The following is a 17,481-nucleotide window of genomic DNA, read 5'->3' on the forward strand; positions in this document are numbered from 1 at the left end:
TCGCACGGATTAATGCGCCAATATTGCGCTAACAATACGGCGAAAATCGGCGCGCAGAATACCATGTTATCCGAGCGATCGAACCCTCCGGCAAACGAAATCGAATAACGGCAGATATCCGGCGATGCATCGTTGTTTTTTACTGTCAGATAATTGCCGATATCCGCACGGTTTCTCCACGCACGCACAGGGATAGGGAAGCCTTGCTTGCGCGGGCGCGTTAGCCGGTACGCTACGCATACCGTCGCCATAGACATCAGACCGGGAAAAGCGAACGCTTAATTAGAAAGTCCGCGCCGAGCGCGATGCGGAGATAAGTGACCGCGCAATATCACCTGAAGAGGATATCGTCTGATCCTTGGCGCTACCCATTTGCGGCTTAACCTATCGGCAGCGAATTATTAATTGGCCGGATGAGCATTGCAGCAGGGATTAAATGCGGTGAAAACCGTTGCCGCGCGAGCGCGGCAAGCAATCCGACACGCGACTGCCCGCGCTGCAACAGCACCAACCATGTCAAAATTCGGGATCGGCCACCGAGCCTTCAATCTCCCACATTTCATCCAAGGAAGCTTTTCAGTGGACATCAACAAACAGGTCGCGGCCCTCACCGCTTCGGAACTCCAGACCGCCGGTGCGAGCCAGGCGACGGCGATTGCGGTCAGCGTGCTGCTGCGCCATCTGCGCTCGCCTGAACTGGCAAAATTGCTGTCATCGGCATTCGAGAACCACCAGGCGGTCATGCTGCAAACGCCTTGGCCCGATCAGATGCTGCAAGCGTTCGAGTCGACCCGCCGCTTTCTCGAGGGCGCTACGCAAGCCGAGTTGCCCGGTACGCCCCCTCAAGCGCCGAGCGCCTGAGCACTGTCGAGCCCGGGACACCCCGGGCACACAACGCGCCAAAAACAAAAAACCCCGTCAGTCCCAAGACTTAACGGGGTTCTCTGCTACATGAATGGTGCGAGGGAGGGGACTCGAACCCCTACACCATTGCTGGCGTCAGGACCTAAACCTGGTGCGTCTACCAATTTCGCCACCCTCGCAGCCGGGCAAGACGCCGTGCGTCCCACCCGATGTCCTGCATGCCCGCGGCCGCGTCAAAAACGTGCGTCCGAAAGCGTAAGCGCGAGATTCTAACCGATTGATTCGCGCTTGTCTGCATCTGTCTGAAGGGCGTCGATGCTACAATTTTTGGCTAGACGCACGCATGCCGTGCCCCTCTTCGCGTGCCCTTCCCCACATTCCAATCCAGTGAATTTCGACGAATATTGCCAGCAGAAAGCGGCGCCGCCCGGATCGAGCACTTACTATGCGCTTCGGCAGGCGCCCACAGCAAGCCAGCCGCTCTTGACCGCGTTGTTCGCGCTGCGCCGCGAGTTCGAGGAAACCGTTCAGGAGATCAGCGATCCCGCCATCGGCCGGACCAAACTCGCGTGGTGGCAAAACGAGATCGCCTCACTGGCTTCGGGTGCGCCGTCGCATCCGGTTTCAAAAGCGCTGGCGGCTTATCTGCCCGATACGAAGGCCGAGTTTCCGGCGTTGCAGGCATTGCTCGCCGGTTTTGAAATGGACCTCGACCAGGCGCGTTATCTCGACTACCCGAATCTGCGGCGCTATCTGCAAGGCGTCGGCGGCACGTTCGCGTCTCTGGTGGCGCGCGCGACGGCAAGGGACACGGCGCAGGCGGCGAACTGGTCCGCACCGCTCGGCGAGGCCCTGCTGCTTGCGCAGTTCGTCGTCGAAACCGGCAACGATGCGCGGCACGGCCGCATCTATATTCCGATCGACGAAATGCAGCGCTTTAACGTCACGGCTGCCGATCTGATCAATCGCAAGTACAGCGACGCCTTTACGGCGTTGATGCGCTTCGAGACAAAGCGCGCCCGCGATGCGTTGCACGCGGCTCTCGCCGCGCTGCCCGCCAAAGAGCGCCGCGCACAGCGCACCTTGGCCGCGCAGACGGCGCTGGCGTTGGCGCTGCTGGATGAAATCGAACGCGACGGCTTTCACGTGCTGCATCAGCGCATCGCGTTGACGCCGATTCGCAAGCTGTGGATTGCGTGGCGCGCCAGGTAAGCGAGCGGGGTCATCCTCACCGCTTCGCTCACTGGCCCATATCAAACGCGCAGCAAAGGTAGCGGCTCGAACCGCTGCTGCAAGATCGTGGACGCGTCCAACCCCCACCACGGTCCAAGCACGGTGGCGTAGAGCTGCCGGAAATCGACGCCGACCGGCAGATTGCCGTTGCCGTCGAGGCGCGCGAGCACCGGCGGCACGCCATACAATCCGCCTCGCACGCGGCCGCCCATCACGAAGTGCGGTGCAACGGTGCCATGATCGGTGCCGTTGCTTTGATTCTCGCGCGGGCGCCGGCCGAACTCGGCATAGGTCATCACCAGCGTATCGTCCCAGCGGCCAAGCTCTAGCAGCGCGGACTTCATCGACGCGAAACCTTCCGCCAACTGCTTGAGTAGCGCCGCCTGCTGGCCGGGCTGGTTCTGGTGCGTATCGAAACCGTTCAGCGTCAACCGGATCACCGCGACGCCCTGCCCGCTGCGCGGCTGTCCTTGCGGAGCGTCCCGCAAGGGGACTTCCTTCGGGGAGTCGCCGGCGGCGAGCACCTGCATCGCGGTCTTGATCGAAGCGCCAAATGCTCCGCCGGGAAATACCGTCTTCAACTGCGCCTGGCCTTGCGTGGGACGCAGACGATCGGCCGCCTTCACGATGTCGTTCTCGACGTCGAGAATGTGCGCCAACTCGGGATTGCGCTCGTGAAGCGACACCGGCGTGGCGAGACGCGAGGCCTTGACGAACTGAGCGGGATTGACCAGCGCGATCGCGCGTGCGCCGTTCGCGAGCGGTCCCATTTCGGCACTGCCGATCACCACGCCATCCGCGACAAAGCCGGGTGGAACCGGCGCCTGCGCGAACGCACGCGTGAGCCAGCCCTCGCGCAGATATTGATCCGAACGCGATGCGGTGTCCCAGATCTCGATCGAGCGGAAATGCGACAGGTTCGGCTGTGCGTAACTGACGCCCTGCACGATCGCCAGTTGCTGGCTCTGCCAGAGCGGCATCAATGGCTGCAACGATGGATGCAACGCAGTCCGATCATCGAGTTGAATCGCCTGCTCGCGTTTGATGCCGATGCTCTTGCGCAACTGATGGTAAGTTGGATCGGCAAACGGAATCACGGTATTCAAACCGTCGTTGCCGCCCTTCAACTCGACGAGGATCAGCAGATTGCCGTAGCCGCGCTTCATTGGCGCGCCAGGCGCCGTTGCTTGTGCGCCGAACGCGCGCGGCAACCAGAGCGTCGCGCTCGCGGCCGCGCCCATCGAGAGAAAGCTGCGTCGTTTCATCCTGCACCTCGTTCGCTTGTCAGGGCGCGCGTCACGCCTAAGTCGATGGCCATGTCATTTCAACTGCGCAATTGAGTTGCTCATTTGAGTTGATACGCCGGGTCCATCAGCAACGCTTCCAGATAGGCGCTGGCGGTCGAATCCGTTTCGATTGCATCGACCGGCGCTAGCGGCAAGACAGCATGCTGCAACTGAAGCTCCGCCGACAACCCGGGCTTCGCCGCCGGCGTGGTGTTGTAATGCGTCAGCCACGTGTCGATGTCAAATCGTACGCCGCCCTGGCCGACGCGCGCCACTGCCCGCTGCATCGGCGCATTCGTCTGGACGCCGCCCGACGCACCGCTCATCGCGTCCATCGCGTTCTTCGTGCGCCGCGGACCTGCAGCCTCGGTCGCGCGAAACAACTGCTCGACGAATTGCTTGCGCGCGAGCAACGTCGAACTGTTGATCCAGTTCGTGCCGCCCGGCCACCCTTTGACGTTCGGCGGATAGAACAGGTTCTCGCCGAGCGTGCGAATCTGCGCGGCGAACGGTGCGGTGTTGTCGTAACCGATATCGAACGCACGCAATGTCCCGACCACGAATTCCACCGGCGATTTCACGAGCACGCCGCGATCGTCGTCGTCCCAGAATGCGTCGCTCAGGAAGAGGCCGCGCAGCGCCACCTTGATGTCGTAGTGACTTGCGCGAAACTGCGCGGCGATCGGCGCGATGCGAGCCTGGTCGGGCGTGTCGGAGACGAACTCGCGCCAGAGTTTGCTTGTGACGAAGGTGGCGGTTTCCGGTCGCGCGAGCAGGATGTCGAGCACCTGATCGCCGTCGAACGGACCGCTTCGACCGAGCACGGTCTTGTTGCCGTCGTCGTGCTGGTTGGGGCGCCATACGTATGCCTCGGTGTCGGGATCGAGACTCCAGCCTGTGTAGGCACGCGCGGCTTCCGATACGTCTTGCTGCGTGTAGTGCCCTTCGCCGAGCGTGAACAGTTCCATCACCTCCCGCGCGAAGTTTTCGTTGGGCTTGCCTTTGCGACTGTTCTCGCCATCGAGGTAGTGCAGCATCGCCGGGTCTTTCGCGACGTCGTGCAACAGCTCGCCGAAATTGCCGAGCGCGTCGCGGCGCAACAGGATGTTCTGCTGCGCCATTTGCTGCGGATACTGGACTTTGTCCTGACCCGACGTGAAATGGTTGTGCCAGAAGAGCGTCATCCGCTCGGTCAGCGGCGACGGTGTGCTCGCCATCTCACGCACCCACCACGCACGCAATATTTCGTAACGCTCGCCGCGCAAACGCTGTTCGTCGCGGCGCTGGTCGGCTGTCCATGCCTTGCGTGTTTCGCGTGTCGGGATCGGTTCGAGCACCCACGCGGGCATCGGCGTGATGGCTTCGGTCCGGGTTGCCGCCAGCACTTTGTCGACTGCCTGCTCTCGTGTCAGTCCGACGTATTGCGCGAGCTCGGCATTATCCGGCGCGAAACCTACGCGCGTGAGGAAGAAACGCGCGTCATCGGCGTCGAGGAAGTCCTGCTCGGATGGGGAGGCTGCGGGGGCGGCCGCTTGCGGGTGATGCTTCAGACGCGGCGCATGAGACACACCTTGCTGCACGGCAAACGCAGGCAAACTGTACGTAACCGCCGTGCACGCCACCGCCGCTACGATGGCAGCGACCGCCGGCCATCGCGCAAGATTACCGTCTGTCAGCAATTTCATCGTCGATCATCCAGGTTGGCGGGACGTCATGGAAAGGCATCCGCACATTCAATGCGCTATGCCCTCTGGCGACTCAACGGCAGATTGGACGGGAAAGTTGACGGGGGAAGTGCAACGAAATCTTTCACATGCTGAGAACGCGCAATCGACGCGCCGCGCTCAGGCACGGCAAAAGCTACCGCTTATAGAGTTCGCGGACAGCGTCTTCGATGTGCTGACGTAACAGACGCCGTTCGTCGGGCGTCATATGGCCATCACGACGACGTTGATCCAGATCCGGGGGAACTGCGGTGCGCAACATGGCGTCTGATGCAGGGCGGTCGGTGTTCAGGTTGTGGCGATTGGCTTTGCCATTGCCTGATCGGGGCGCACGCTCGCTCGCAGCTCTGTCGGCGGAAGGCTGGGCGTGGGCAAGCGTTGGTCCCAGTGTGCCTGCAAGCGTACCGGCAGCCGCCAGTGCAATCACGCTTAGGCGCACATTCGGCCAAACCCCTCCCTTCATGTTGTTCCCTTCGTGGCGCGGCAACCGGCTACCTCAAATGCGTATACAAACCCCGGTAACGAGCCGGGTACGAGAGTTTTGTCGAGTGAAGTATCCACCGAACAGCCGCATTCAGTAAAGCAGTCTACCTGTGCATGCTTTACGTCGTGCCACAGTGCGGGTAAATTTTGTAACTGACTGTAACCCGATAAATGGTGCAACCGCGCACCCCTTTCTAATCGCGCTAAGATGCCGACCATGGAAACCAAAAACCCTTCGAAAATCCTCGTCGTCGACGACGATCCGCGCTTGCGCGATCTGCTGCGCCGTTACCTTGGTGAACAGGGCTTCAATGTCTATGTTGCCGAGAACGCGCCGTCCATGAACAAGCTCTGGGTGCGTGAGCGCTTCGATTTGCTGGTGCTCGACCTGATGCTGCCCGGCGAGGACGGCCTGTCGATCTGCCGCCGCTTGCGCGGCAGCAACGACCGCACGCCGATCATCATGCTGACGGCCAAGGGCGAAGACGTCGATCGCATTGTCGGCCTCGAAATGGGCGCCGACGACTATCTGCCCAAGCCGTTCAACCCGCGCGAACTGGTCGCGCGGATTCACGCGGTGCTGCGCCGCCAGTCGCCTTCCGAGCTGCCCGGCGCGCCGTCCGAGACCACTGAAGTGTTCGAGTTCGGCGAGTTCGCGCTGAATCTCGCCACCCGCACGCTGACCAAGGCCGGCCAGGAAATCCCACTGACCACCGGCGAATTCTCGGTGCTGAAGGTGTTTGCCCGTCATCCGCGTCAGCCGTTATCGCGTGAAAAGCTGATGGAACTGGCGCGCGGCCGTGAATATGAAGTCTTCGACCGCAGCCTCGACGTGCAAATTTCGCGTCTGCGCAAGTTGATCGAACCCGATCCAGGCAGCCCGCGCTTCATTCAGACCGTCTGGGGGCTTGGCTACGTATTCATTCCCGACGGTGCAGCCTGAGTTTGTTCCCGCCTCCCGTTTTTGATTTCAGATAAGAAGGGCCCATGCGGATCGACCGGCGCCTCCTGACGCTCGCGTTCGGCGGCCTTTTCTGGCGGACCTTTCTGTTGATCGCGCTGTTGATCGCAGTCAGTCTCGCCGCGTGGTTCCAGAGTTTCCGGGTGATCGAACGCGAGCCGCGCGCACAGCGCGTGGCTCTGCAGCTGGTTGCCATCGTGAAGCTCACGCGCACCGCACTCCTCTATTCCGATCCCGACCTGCGGCGCGCGCTGCTGCAGGATCTCGAGAGCAATGAAGGGGTGCGCGTGTATCCGCGGGAAACCTCCGATAAGTACAAACTGCAACCCGACGAGTCGCTGAACCGGCTGATCGAACACGACATTCGCGGCCGTCTCGGCGACGACACGGTGATCGCGCAGACCGTCAACGATATCCCCGGCGTCTGGATCAGCTTCAAGATCGACGACGACGATTACTGGGTGGCGCTCGATCGCGATCAGCTGGACAACGCCACCGGTTTGCAATGGGCCGGCTGGGGGGTGTTCGCGCTGGCACTGTCGCTGTTCGGCGCGGCGTTCATCACGAGTCTTGTGAATAGGCCGTTTGCCCGGCTCGCGATGGCCGCGCGCAAGGTTGGTTCCGGACAATCGCCGGAGCCGCTGCCGGAGCGCGGCATGGGCGTGGCCGCCGAAACCAATCGCAGTTTCAACCAGATGGTGCAGGACCTCGAACAGCTCGAGGCCGACCGCGCGCTGATGCTCGCCGGTATTTCGCACGACCTGCGCACCCCGCTCGCGCGGCTGCGACTCGAAACCGAAATGAGCCCGTCCGACCAGCAGACCAAGGACGCGATGGTCGACGACATCGAACAGATGGACATGATCATCGGCCGATTCCTGGATTACGCGCGTCCGGTGCAGCGTGTGCCGGAACCTGTCGACCTTTCCGTGATCGCAGGAGAACTGGCCGCGCGTATGGCCGGCGAGGACAGCATGCGGCTGATCACGCGCCTCGCGCCCTCCGCGGTGATCGAGGCCGACGAGACCGATATGCGGCGCGTGGTTGGCAATCTGCTGGAGAACGCACGCAAGTACGGGCTCAGCGACGGCGACGGCATCCCGCATGTGATTCTGGAAACGCGGGTGTCGCACTCGCGGGTCGAGCTGTCTGTCGTCGACGAAGGGCCGGGAATTCCGGAAGACCAACTGGCACTTGTCACACGGCCGTTCTATCGTGTGAATTCGGCGCGCACCCAGGCGAACGGCACAGGCCTTGGCATGGCAATTGTGCAGCGGCTAGTGGGCCGATATCGAGGGGCGCTGCGCTTGCGCAATCGCACGCCAGGCCCGGGTCTCGAGGTCACGATCGAGTTTCCGCTGGCAAAAGGCGCCTGATCAGAAGGGCTGCCGATCGGCTCCTGCGACCTTGCGACGCCTTGAATAATAACTATCCAGACGTTAGAAAAAAACTATTGATAGAATATTTCAATAGAGATACAGTCAAAAATCATGTAACGCGCTCGTTACGATGAGCTGGTAGGTTGAACAGGCTGTTTTTCCAACACACCTAGGAGTATCGGAATGAAAACCGTTGGCGATAAAGTCGAAGCGTTCACCATCACTGCTGCGAAGCCGGGCTTCAACACTCACGAAGAAAACGGCGTGTCGGCATTCGAAGAGATCACGGAACAGTCGTTCCCGGGCAAATGGAAAGTCATCTACTTCTACCCGAAGGACTTCACGTTCGTGTGTCCGACGGAAATCGTCGAGTTCGGCAAGCTGGTCAAGGATTTCGACGAGCGCGATACGGTGTTGTTGGGCGGCAGCGTGGACAACGAATTCGTGAAACTGGCATGGCGCCGTGAGCACAAGGACCTGAGCAAGTTGAACCACTACTCGTTCGGCGACGTCAAGGGCGAGTTGATCGACCAACTCGGCGTGCGCGACAAGGAAGCGGGCGTGGCGTTGCGCGCAACGTTCATCGTCGATCCGGACAACACGATTCAGCACGTGTCGGTGAACAACCTGAACGTCGGCCGTAACCCGGAAGAAGTGCTGCGCATTCTGGACGGCCTGCAAACGGACGAACTGTGTCCATGCAACCGCGCAGTCGGCGGCGCAACGCTGTAAGCATTGCAGGTGAAAAGCCCGCTAAGCTTGAAAGAGCCAGCGGGCTTTTTTATCGACAACCCGATAGGAGATATCAATGGAATTCTTGTCTTCGATTAAGGCGCTCGTGCCTGATTATGCCAAGGACATTCGGCTTAATCTGGATGGGACGATTGCGCGGTCGTCGCTCGAGGGGAATGACGCGGTTGGGGTCGCGCTGGCGGCTGCGTTTGCCGCGAAAAGTACGGTTATTGCCGATGCGATTCGTAACGCGGGAGTTTTGTCTCCTGAGGAGACGAATGGCGCGTTGACTGCCGCTGCGCTGATGGGGATGAATAATGTCTGGTATCCCTATGTCGAGATGACGGATAGCGCTGATTTGAAATCTCAGCCGGCGCAGTTGAGGATGAATGCTTATGCTTCGCATGGCGGGGTTGATAAGCGGCGGTTTGAGATGTATGCGCTGGCAGCTTCTATTATTGGTAAATGCCATTTTTGTGTGAAATCACACTTTGATACGCTGGTCGCTGAGGGGATGAGTTCTACTCAATTGCGGGATGTGGGCCGCATCGCGGCGGTGGTTAACGCTGCTGCGCAGGTTATTGCTGCTGAAGGTAAATAGTTGGCTTTTTTTGCCTTTGGCGGCGGCATTTGGTTGTACGCCTGCGGCGTTGGCATTTTCTTTTCTTATTGGTTTATTAGCGTCGCCCCTGTGCGGGGCGGCACCTACTTTTCTTTGCCGGCCGCAAAGAAAAGTAGGCAAAAGAAAGCGGCTCAAACCGCTAATGCTAAGCGGGTTCCTCGCGCAGTCACGGTAGTGGAACATCTGGAATCCGTGCCCTCGCACACTCCGCGCTGGTGACAAGGCAGTCATTCTTCCGGCGGCGCTACGCGCGCCGTAGCGGTACTTCTTGAAACCGATGGGACGTACGCGCTTCCCGCGTCATTCGCCCCGCCTCGCACTGCGCGCTCGCCGGAACGGTCTGCCAGGGAAACTAGGGGCTTCGTTTGTGCGTCGTTGGGGCCATCGGCTTTGCCTCGGCGAGGCGCTGAATAGTGGAAGTGCGAGCCATTTCGCCGAACAAAACGCAGCCAAGAGTTGCGCTTGAACGACCGCTGGCGCCGGAAGCGCCCGAGACGGTTTGGTGAAGTACCGCTACGGCGCGCGTAGCGCCGCCGGAAGTATGACTGCCTTGTCACCAGCGCGGAGTGCGCGAGGGCACAGATTCCAGATGCACCACCACCCCTCCAAGCCAGGGGACCCGCTTAAGAATTAGCGGTTTGAGCCGCTTTCTTTTGCCTACTTTTCTTTGCGGCCGGCAAAGAAAAGTAGGTGCCGCCCCGCACAGGGGCAACGCTAATAAACCAATAAGAAAAGAAAATGCCAACGCCGCAGACGTACAACCAAATGCCGCCGCCAAAGGCAAAAAAACAAATTCAATTCTTGATTAACAAAACAACAGCTTGGGCTTCAATGCCCTCCCCCCGCCCGAGGTAACCCAGCTTCTCATTAGTCTTGGCCTTAACATTAACCCGCTCAACCGGCAGGTTAAGATCCGCAGCAATATTAGCCCGCATCCCTTCAATATGAGGAGCAAGCTTAGGCGCCTGAGCCACAACACTGCTATCAACATTGGCAATAGAAAACCCAGCCGCCGCCACGCGAGCAAAGCACTCCCGAAGCAAAACCCGACTATCCGCGCCAGCGAACTTAGCATCAGTATCGGAGAAATGCCGCCCGATATCCCCCATCGCAGCAGCGCCAAAAATAGCATCAGTAATAGCATGCAACAGCACATCCGCATCCGAATGCCCGAGCAGCCCGCGCTCATAAGGAATCGTCACGCCGCCGATAATCAACGGACGCCCCGGCACCAGCGCATGCACGTCATACCCCTGCCCAATCCTGAAATCCATATGCGTCAAGTCCGCTAATAAAAATTGAAACCGTCAATCAGGAAGCCGGCGGCCGGCAAAGAATCGCCTCGGCCAGATCAAAGTCTTCCGGATAAGTGACCTTGAAGTTGCGCAAGCTACCCTGCACCAGCTTCGGTGCGTACCCAAGCCACTCGATCGCGCTCGCCTCATCGGTCAAATCGTGACCGTCCGCCTGCGCCCGCAGAATTGCTTCACGCAACATGCCGATACGGAACATCTGCGGCGTCTGCGCTTGCCATAAACCATCGCGTGCCTCGGTCCGGGCAATCCGTCCATCGGAAGACCCCGCATCGATACGCTTCAACGTATCCGCCACCGGCAGCGCCATGATGCCGCCCACTGCATCGTCCTTCAGCGCGCCAATCAGCGTGCGAATCAGGGAAGGCGTAATGCCCGGCCGTGCCGCATCGTGCACCAGCACCCAATCGTCGTCGTGGGCGCCGAATTCGGCCAGCGCATGCAATCCGTTCAGCACCGACGCCTGGCGCGAAGCCCCGCCGGAACGGCGCACGGCGAAACGCAAGCCGCTGAAACGGCGAGCGTCGAAGTGCTGGTCGTCAGGTGCAATCACGACCAGCGTCTGCGCAAACTCACTGCACGCGTCGAACGCGGCCAGCGAGTAATGCAACATGTCGCGGCCGGCAACGGTGCGATACTGTTTGGGCATCGCGGCGCCGGAACGGCTGCCGGTGCCTGCGCACGGAATCAGGGCAAATAGGCGGGAAGTCACGAGTGCGGATGCCGCGAAGTCAAAGTAAAGGACGGATTTTATAATAGGTCCTTCGCATCCACGCCCCGACACGCGTAAACTTGCCGATCACGTGTGAGCCTGAGGCCGCCTTTTCTCTTCTATGCCAGACATCGCCGCATCATCGCAGTACTCTCCGCCCGTCGCGCCCGTCAAGGCCGGCCAGCGTTTCGCCTTCGACGGCACGCACGGCTCGTCCGATGCGCTGCTGATCGCCCGCTACCATCTCGCCTACCGCGAGAAGATGCCGCTATTGGCGGTCGTCTGCGAAAGCGCCGTCGATGCGCAGCGTCTGTCGCAGGAAATCGGCTTTTTTGCGCCCGAGGCACGCGTGCGTTTGCTGCCCGACTGGGAAACGCTGCCTTACGACACCTTCTCGCCTCACCAGGACCTGGTGTCCGAGCGCCTCGCCACGCTGCACGATCTCGGCGAGAGCCGCTGCGACATCCTGCTGGTACCCGCCACCACCGCGCTGTACCGGATGCCGCCCGCGTCGTTCATGGCCGGCTACACGTTCTCGTTCTCGCAAGGCGAGCGCCTCGACGAAGCCAAACTCAAAGCGCAATTGACGCTCGCGGGCTACGAACACGTAAGCCAGGTGGTGCGTCCCGGCGAATACTGCGTGCGCGGCTCGCTGCTCGATCTCTATCCGATGGGCTCGCCGCTGCCGTACCGGATCGACCTGTTCGACGACCAGGTCGACTCGATTCGCGCGTTCGACCCTGACACGCAGCGCAGCCTCTATCCGGTGAAAGACGTGCGTCTGCTGCCGGGCCGCGAATTCCCGTTCGACGAAGCCGCCCGCACCGCCTTCCGCAGCCGCTGGCGCGAAACCTTCGAAGGCGACCCGAGCCGCGCGTCGATCTATAAGGACATCGGCAACGGCGTGCCGTCGGCCGGCATCGAATATTATCTGCCGCTCTTCTTCGACGACACCGCCACGCTGTTCCATTACCTGCCCGAGGGCGCGCAACTGGCGTTCGTCGGCGATCTGGACGCGGCAATCAAGCGCTTCACCAACGACACGAAGCAGCGCTACAACTTCCTGTCGCACGATCGCGACCGGCCGATTCTGGAGCCACAGCGCCTGTTTCTGTCGGACGAAGATTTCTTCACGTTCGCCAAGCCGTTCGCGCGGCTCGTGCTGCCCACCAACGCGGGCGGCGGCTGGTCCTTGCCGTTACCGAACCTCGCGATCGATCGTCACGCCGACGATCCGGTGTCGGCATTGCGCGCCTATCTCGACACCACGCCGAACCGCGTGCTGTTCGCGGCCGAATCCGCAGGCCGTCGCGAAACGCTGCTGCAACTGCTCGCCGACAATCATCTGAAGCCCGCATCGAGCGACAGCTTCCAGGACTGGCTCATCAGCGACGCGCGTTTTTCGCTAGGCGTCGCGCCGCTCGCCAACGGTTTTGCCGTGCCGCTCGACGGCATCGCGATCATCACCGAAACCGAGCTATACGGACCGCTCGCGCGCCGCGCGGGACGCCGTCGCCAGGAACAGGCGAGCAACGTCGATTCGATGGTGCGCGACCTGTCCGAGCTGAAGGTCGGCGATCCGGTCGTGCATGCGCAGCACGGCATCGGCCGCTATATGGGCCTCGTCACCATGGATCTCGGCGAAGGCGAAACCGAGTTCCTGCACCTCGAATATTCCGGGGAAAGCAAACTGTACGTGCCGGTCGCGCAACTGCACGTAATCTCGCGCTATAGCGGCGCCGATCCGGAAAGCGCGCCCTTGCACTCGCTCGGCTCCGGGCAGTGGGAAAAGGCCAAACGCAAAGCCGCGCAGCAGATTCGCGACACCGCAGCCGAACTGCTGAACCTGTACGCCCGTCGCGCCGCACGCGAAGGCCACGCGTTCGCGCTCGAACCGAAAGATTACGTGAAGTTCGCCGAGAGCTTCGGCTTCGAGGAAACACCGGACCAGGCCGCGGCCATCGCCGCCGTGATCGGCGACATGACGAGCGGCAAGCCGATGGATCGCCTCGTTTGCGGTGACGTCGGCTTCGGCAAGACCGAAGTGGCGTTGCGAGCGGCATTCATCGCGGTGATGGGCGGCAAGCAGGTCGCGCTGCTCTCGCCGACCACGCTGCTCGCCGAACAGCACACGCAAACCTTCAGCGATCGCTTCTCCGATTGGCCGGTGCGTATCGCCGAACTGTCGCGCTTCAAGTCGACCAAGGAAGTCAACGCGGCGATCCAGCAGATCAACGAAGGCAGTGTCGATATCGTGATCGGCACGCACAAGCTGCTGTCGTCGGATGTGCAGTTCAAGCGCCTCGGGCTCGTGATCATCGACGAGGAACACCGCTTCGGCGTGCGTCAGAAAGAGGCGTTGAAGGCACTCAGAGCCGAAGTGGACGTGCTGACGCTCACCGCCACGCCGATTCCGCGTACCCTCGGCATGGCGCTCGAAGGCTTGCGCGATTTCTCAGTGATCGCTACCGCGCCGCAAAAGCGCCTCGCGATCAAGACCTTCGTGCGTCGCGAGGAAGAGAGCGTGATCCGCGAAGCGATGCTGCGCGAACTGAAGCGCGGCGGCCAGGTGTACTTCCTGCATAACGAAGTCGAGACGATCGAGAATCGCCGGCAGATGCTCGAAGCGCTGGTGCCCGAAGCACGTATCGCGGTCGCGCATGGACAGATGCATGAGCGCGAACTCGAACGCGTGATGCGCGACTTCGTCGCGCAACGCGCCAACGTGCTCTTGTGCACGACGATTATCGAAACCGGTATCGACGTGCCGAGCGCCAACACGATTCTGATTCATCGCTCCGACAAATTCGGTCTTGCGCAGCTGCATCAGCTGCGTGGCCGCGTGGGCCGCTCGCATCACCAGGCGTATTCGTATCTGCTGGTGCACGATCCGCAAGGTTTGACGAAGCAGGCGCAGCGCCGGCTCGAAGCGATCCAGCAAATGGAGGAACTCGGTTCGGGTTTCTATCTGGCGATGCACGACCTCGAAATTCGCGGCACGGGCGAAGTGCTCGGCGACAAGCAATCGGGCGAGATTCACGAAATCGGTTTCCAGCTCTATACCGACATGCTGAACGACGCCGTGAAGGCGCTCAAGGAAGGCAAGGAGCCCGACCTCACCGCGCCGCTTGCCGCGACCACCGAGATCAACTTGCACGCACCGGCGATTCTGCCCGCGGACTATTGCGGCGACGTGCAAGAACGTCTGTCGCTCTACAAGCGCCTCGCGAACTGCGAACACAACGATTCGATCGACGGCATTCACGAAGAGTTGATCGACCGCTTCGGCAAGTTGCCGCCGCAAGCGCATGCGCTGGTGGAAACGCATCGTCTGCGGCTGGCGGCGAAGCCGCTGGGGATTTCGAAGATCGATGCGGGCGAAGCCGTGATCGGTTTGCAATTCATCCCCAATCCGCCGATCGACGCGATGCGGATCATCGAGATGGTCCAGAAGCATAAGCACATCAAGCTCGCCGGCCAGGACAAGTTGCGTATCGAAACGCGCAGCCCGGATCTGGCCGTTCGGGTCGCGACGGTGAAAGAAACCTTGCGCGCGCTCGGAGCGCCCAGCCGCGGCACGGCCGCCGCTGCTGCCGCGCGATAGGGTGCCATAGCGTTCGATAGCGCGCGATTAAAAAAAACGCGCCACGTCTAGCCGTTTTACGTTCATGCTGCGGTGCGCAAAACGCGCGCCGCAGCATACGGCCGTGTTTTTTTTGGGTATGATCGAAAGACTCAAATGCTGGAGTCTCGCCATGTCTCACGTCGCTGAATCAGCGCAGTCCTCGCAAACGCCCGCCTCCGCATCAAACTCCTCCTCGCCTGCTTCGGTCCCTGCCTCGCTTCCCTGGGTCACCCGCCTCGTGTCAATGGACACGGTGAGCCGCAATCCGAATCTCGGCCTGATCGAAACCGTGCGCGACGAACTGCGCGCCGTCGGTATCGAAGCGACGCTCACCCACGACGACAGCGGCAAATGGGCCAACCTTTTCGCGACGATTCCCGCGCACGATGGCGAGACCAACGGCGGCGTGGTGCTATCGGGTCACACGGATGTCGTGCCGGTCGACGGCCAGCAATGGGACAGCGATCCATTCAAGCCGGAAATTCGCGGCGACAAACTATACGGGCGCGGCACCTGCGACATGAAAGGCTTCATCGGCGCGGCGCTTGCGCTAGTACCCGAGATGCAGCGCGCGAGGCTCGCGAAGCCGATTCACTTCGCGCTTTCGTTCGATGAAGAAGTGGGTTGCGCGGGCGCCCCGCTGCTGATTGCAGACCTGATGAAGCGCGGCGTGAAGCCGGACGGCTGCATCGTCGGCGAGCCGACCAGCATGCGCCCGATCGTCGCGCACAAGGGCATCAACGCGTATCAATGCTGCGTGCGCGGCCAGGCCGCCCATTCGTCGCTGACGCCAAAGGGCTTGAACGCAATCGAATACGCCGCGCGCCTGATCTGCTACATCCGCGATATGGCCGACCAGTTCCGCGAGCAAGGTCCGTTCGACGAGCTGTACGACGTGCCCTTCACCACCGCGCAAACCAGCACCATCACCGGCGGCAATGCGATCAACACGGTGCCGGCCGAATGCCGCTTCCAGTTCGAATTCCGCAATCTGCCCACGCTCGATCCCGAACCGATCTTCGCGCGCATCGAACAATACGCGCGCGAAACGCTGCTGCCGAAAATGTTGCGCGAGCATCCGTTGGCGGCCATCGAGATCACTAAAATCGCCGCGGCGCCCGGGCTCGATTCGTCGGAACAGGCGGCCATCACGCAACTCGTGCGGGCGTTGACCGCCGACCAGGACAAACGCAAGGTGGCATACGGCACGGAGGCGGGGCTGTTCTCGCTGGCGGGAATTCCCAGTATCGTGTGCGGGCCTGGCGACATCCAGCAGGCGCACAAAGCGAACGAATTCGTCGCGCTCGATCAGCTTGTCGCTTGCGAGCGCTTCCTGCAAAAATTCATTCACAGCATGTCGGTCGACGCCTCGAAGGAAGTCCTCTTGGGGGACGCACACGCGCACTGAAACTGAGCGGCTCGACAAGAGTCCTACGCATATCGACAAAAACTACGCCCACGCCATGTCAACCGCCACGCCGCAGCACACCGACCATACGATCGACGGCGAGCCGATCCCTACGCTCGACGACATCGCCACGCAGCATTTTGCGTTGGCGCCGTGGGTCACGCGAACGCCGGTGTTCGACCGGCTCGACTTTCCGTCGCTGGAAGGCACGGTGGTGAACTTCAAGTTCGAACTGCTGCAAGCGGGCGGCAGCTTCAAGGCCCGTGGCGCGTTCACCAACCTGCTGGCGCTCGACGAAGCGCAACGCAGCGCGGGCGTCACCTGCGTATCGGGCGGCAATCATGCAGTGGCGATCGCCTATGCGGCGATGCGTCTTGGCATCAGCGCGAAGGTGGTGTTGTTCCGCGCGGCCAATCCGGCGCGTGTCGCGTTGTGCCGGCAGTACCGTGCCGAGATCGTGTTCGCGGAAAACCTCGCCGAAGCGTTCGAACTGGTGCGCCGTATCGAGGCGGAGGAAGGCCGCTACTTCGTGCATCCGTTCAACGGCTATCGCACGGTGCTGGGCTCGGCCACACTCGGCTACGAATGGACCACGCAAACGCCCGACCTCGAAGCGGTGATCGTGCCGATCGGCGGCGGCGGCCTCGCCGCCGGCGTCGCCACGGCAATGAGGCTCGCGAATCCACGTGTGCATGTGTACGGCGTCGAACCCGAAGGATCGGATGCGATGGGCAAGAGCTTCGCCGCCAATCACACGGTCAAGATGGGCCCCATGCACAGCATCGCCGATTCGCTGATGGCGCCGCACACCGAGGAATACAGCTACGAACTATGCCGCCGGCACATCGACCAGCTCGTCACCGTATCGGACGATCAACTGCGCTCGGCCATGCTGATCTTGTTCGGACAACTTAAGCTAGCGGTCGAACCGGCCTGCGCCGCCGCAACGGCGGCGCTGCTCGGACCGTTGCGCGAAAAGCTGCAAGGCAAGCGTGTCGGCGTTCTGCTATGCGGCACCAACACTGACCCGGTCAGTTTTGCCGCACACATCGAACGGGCTCGCTCGCTGACGCCGGAGTCTCCGGTTTAATCCCATTTAACAATCCATAACGCCTTTCCCGGCTAAGGGACTAGTCTAT

The 17,481-nt window shown here is 61.3% G+C and carries 14 protein-coding genes and 1 tRNA gene; 9 read left to right on the top strand and 6 right to left on the bottom strand.

Annotated features, from left to right (window positions below):
• The first annotated feature begins 579 nt into the window (after positions 1-579).
• Positions 580-861 carry a hypothetical protein gene (locus tag WN982_RS12030; RefSeq protein ID WP_341312232.1) on the top strand — a complete coding sequence of 94 codons (282 nt, stop codon included), beginning with the start codon at positions 580-582 and terminating at the stop codon, positions 859-861.
• A gap of 95 nt (positions 862-956) precedes the next feature.
• Here WN982_RS12030 and WN982_RS12035 read toward each other — a convergent pair.
• Positions 957-1,043 (bottom strand) — tRNA-Leu (locus WN982_RS12035).
• 208 nt (positions 1,044-1,251) lie between these two features.
• Between WN982_RS12035 and WN982_RS12040 the strand changes: the two genes are divergently transcribed.
• Positions 1,252-2,076, top strand: coding sequence for a squalene/phytoene synthase family protein (locus WN982_RS12040; RefSeq protein WP_341312233.1), 825 nt, complete (start codon positions 1,252-1,254; stop codon positions 2,074-2,076).
• Positions 2,077-2,117: 41 nt separating this feature from the next.
• On the opposite strand, the gene WN982_RS12045 is transcribed toward WN982_RS12040, so the two are convergent.
• The 3 genes from WN982_RS12045 to WN982_RS12055 form a co-directional block, all read right to left on the bottom strand.
• Positions 2,118-3,362, bottom strand: coding sequence for a DUF1501 domain-containing protein (locus tag WN982_RS12045; RefSeq protein WP_341312234.1), 1,245 nt, complete (start codon positions 3,360-3,362; stop codon positions 2,118-2,120).
• A gap of 80 nt (positions 3,363-3,442) precedes the next feature.
• A complete protein-coding gene (locus WN982_RS12050; protein ID WP_341312235.1) occupies positions 3,443-5,068 on the bottom strand; it encodes a DUF1800 domain-containing protein in 1,626 nt (541 codons plus the stop codon).
• Between the two features lie 175 nt (positions 5,069-5,243).
• The gene (locus tag WN982_RS12055; RefSeq protein ID WP_341312236.1) at positions 5,244-5,570 is read right to left on the bottom strand and encodes a hypothetical protein; all 327 of its coding nucleotides are present in this window, start codon (positions 5,568-5,570) and stop codon (positions 5,244-5,246) included.
• 237 nt (positions 5,571-5,807) lie between these two features.
• Here WN982_RS12055 and ompR point away from each other — a divergent pair, with 237 nt between their 5' ends.
• From ompR to WN982_RS12075, 4 genes are all read left to right on the top strand, one after another.
• Entirely contained in the window at positions 5,808-6,533 is a 726-nt protein-coding gene (gene ompR / locus WN982_RS12060) for a two-component system response regulator OmpR (RefSeq protein WP_033379433.1), read from the top strand.
• Positions 6,534-6,577: 44 nt separating this feature from the next.
• Positions 6,578-7,927, top strand: coding sequence for an ATP-binding protein (locus WN982_RS12065; RefSeq protein ID WP_341312237.1), 1,350 nt, complete (start codon positions 6,578-6,580; stop codon positions 7,925-7,927).
• 186 nt (positions 7,928-8,113) lie between these two features.
• Positions 8,114-8,662, top strand: a complete 549-nt coding sequence (locus WN982_RS12070) for a peroxiredoxin (protein ID WP_341312238.1) — start codon at positions 8,114-8,116, stop codon at positions 8,660-8,662.
• A 76-nt stretch (positions 8,663-8,738) separates the two neighbouring features.
• Entirely contained in the window at positions 8,739-9,263 is a 525-nt protein-coding gene (locus WN982_RS12075; protein WP_341312239.1) for a carboxymuconolactone decarboxylase family protein, read from the top strand.
• Positions 9,264-10,078: 815 nt separating this feature from the next.
• Here the strand turns inward: WN982_RS12075 and ispF are convergent.
• Together ispF and ispD are read right to left on the bottom strand one after the other, a co-directional pair.
• Complete coding sequence (ispF, locus tag WN982_RS12080) at positions 10,079-10,558, bottom strand: 2-C-methyl-D-erythritol 2,4-cyclodiphosphate synthase (RefSeq protein ID WP_341312240.1); 480 nt, start codon at positions 10,556-10,558, stop codon at positions 10,079-10,081.
• Positions 10,559-10,595: 37 nt separating this feature from the next.
• Positions 10,596-11,309, bottom strand: a complete 714-nt coding sequence (ispD, locus tag WN982_RS12085; protein ID WP_341312241.1) for a 2-C-methyl-D-erythritol 4-phosphate cytidylyltransferase — start codon at positions 11,307-11,309, stop codon at positions 10,596-10,598.
• A gap of 121 nt (positions 11,310-11,430) precedes the next feature.
• On the opposite strand from ispD, the gene mfd reads away from it, so the two are divergent.
• The 3 genes from mfd to WN982_RS12100 all read left to right on the top strand — a co-directional run bounded on the left by mfd (position 11,431) and on the right by WN982_RS12100 (position 17,432).
• Positions 11,431-14,913: a transcription-repair coupling factor gene (gene mfd / locus WN982_RS12090; RefSeq protein ID WP_341312242.1), complete on the top strand. Its 3,483-nt coding sequence runs from the start codon at positions 11,431-11,433 to the stop codon at positions 14,911-14,913.
• A 151-nt stretch (positions 14,914-15,064) separates the two neighbouring features.
• Complete coding sequence (gene argE, locus WN982_RS12095) at positions 15,065-16,342, top strand: acetylornithine deacetylase (RefSeq protein ID WP_341312243.1); 1,278 nt, start codon at positions 15,065-15,067, stop codon at positions 16,340-16,342.
• Positions 16,343-16,397: 55 nt separating this feature from the next.
• A complete protein-coding gene (locus tag WN982_RS12100; RefSeq protein ID WP_341312244.1) occupies positions 16,398-17,432 on the top strand; it encodes a threonine/serine dehydratase in 1,035 nt (344 codons plus the stop codon).
• The last annotated feature ends 49 nt before the right edge of the window (positions 17,433-17,481 follow it).

Source organism: Paraburkholderia sp. IMGN_8 (genome assembly GCF_038050405.1).
In the GTDB taxonomy this organism is placed as follows: domain Bacteria; phylum Pseudomonadota; class Gammaproteobacteria; order Burkholderiales; family Burkholderiaceae; genus Paraburkholderia.

Coding starts and splice junctions, on each gene's coding strand:
- WN982_RS12045 (WP_341312234.1), bottom strand. CDS start 3,362: ATGAAACGACGCAGCTTTCTCTCGATGGGCGCGGCCGCGAGCGCGACG.
- WN982_RS12050 (WP_341312235.1), bottom strand. CDS start 5,068: ATGAAATTGCTGACAGACGGTAATCTTGCGCGATGGCCGGCGGTCGCT.
- WN982_RS12055 (WP_341312236.1), bottom strand. CDS start 5,570: ATGAAGGGAGGGGTTTGGCCGAATGTGCGCCTAAGCGTGATTGCACTG.
- ompR (WP_033379433.1), top strand. CDS start 5,808: ATGGAAACCAAAAACCCTTCGAAAATCCTCGTCGTCGACGACGATCCG.
- WN982_RS12065 (WP_341312237.1), top strand. CDS start 6,578: ATGCGGATCGACCGGCGCCTCCTGACGCTCGCGTTCGGCGGCCTTTTC.
- WN982_RS12070 (WP_341312238.1), top strand. CDS start 8,114: ATGAAAACCGTTGGCGATAAAGTCGAAGCGTTCACCATCACTGCTGCG.
- WN982_RS12075 (WP_341312239.1), top strand. CDS start 8,739: ATGGAATTCTTGTCTTCGATTAAGGCGCTCGTGCCTGATTATGCCAAG.
- ispF (WP_341312240.1), bottom strand. CDS start 10,558: ATGGATTTCAGGATTGGGCAGGGGTATGACGTGCATGCGCTGGTGCCG.
- mfd (WP_341312242.1), top strand. CDS start 11,431: ATGCCAGACATCGCCGCATCATCGCAGTACTCTCCGCCCGTCGCGCCC.
- argE (WP_341312243.1), top strand. CDS start 15,065: ATGTCTCACGTCGCTGAATCAGCGCAGTCCTCGCAAACGCCCGCCTCC.
- WN982_RS12100 (WP_341312244.1), top strand. CDS start 16,398: ATGTCAACCGCCACGCCGCAGCACACCGACCATACGATCGACGGCGAG.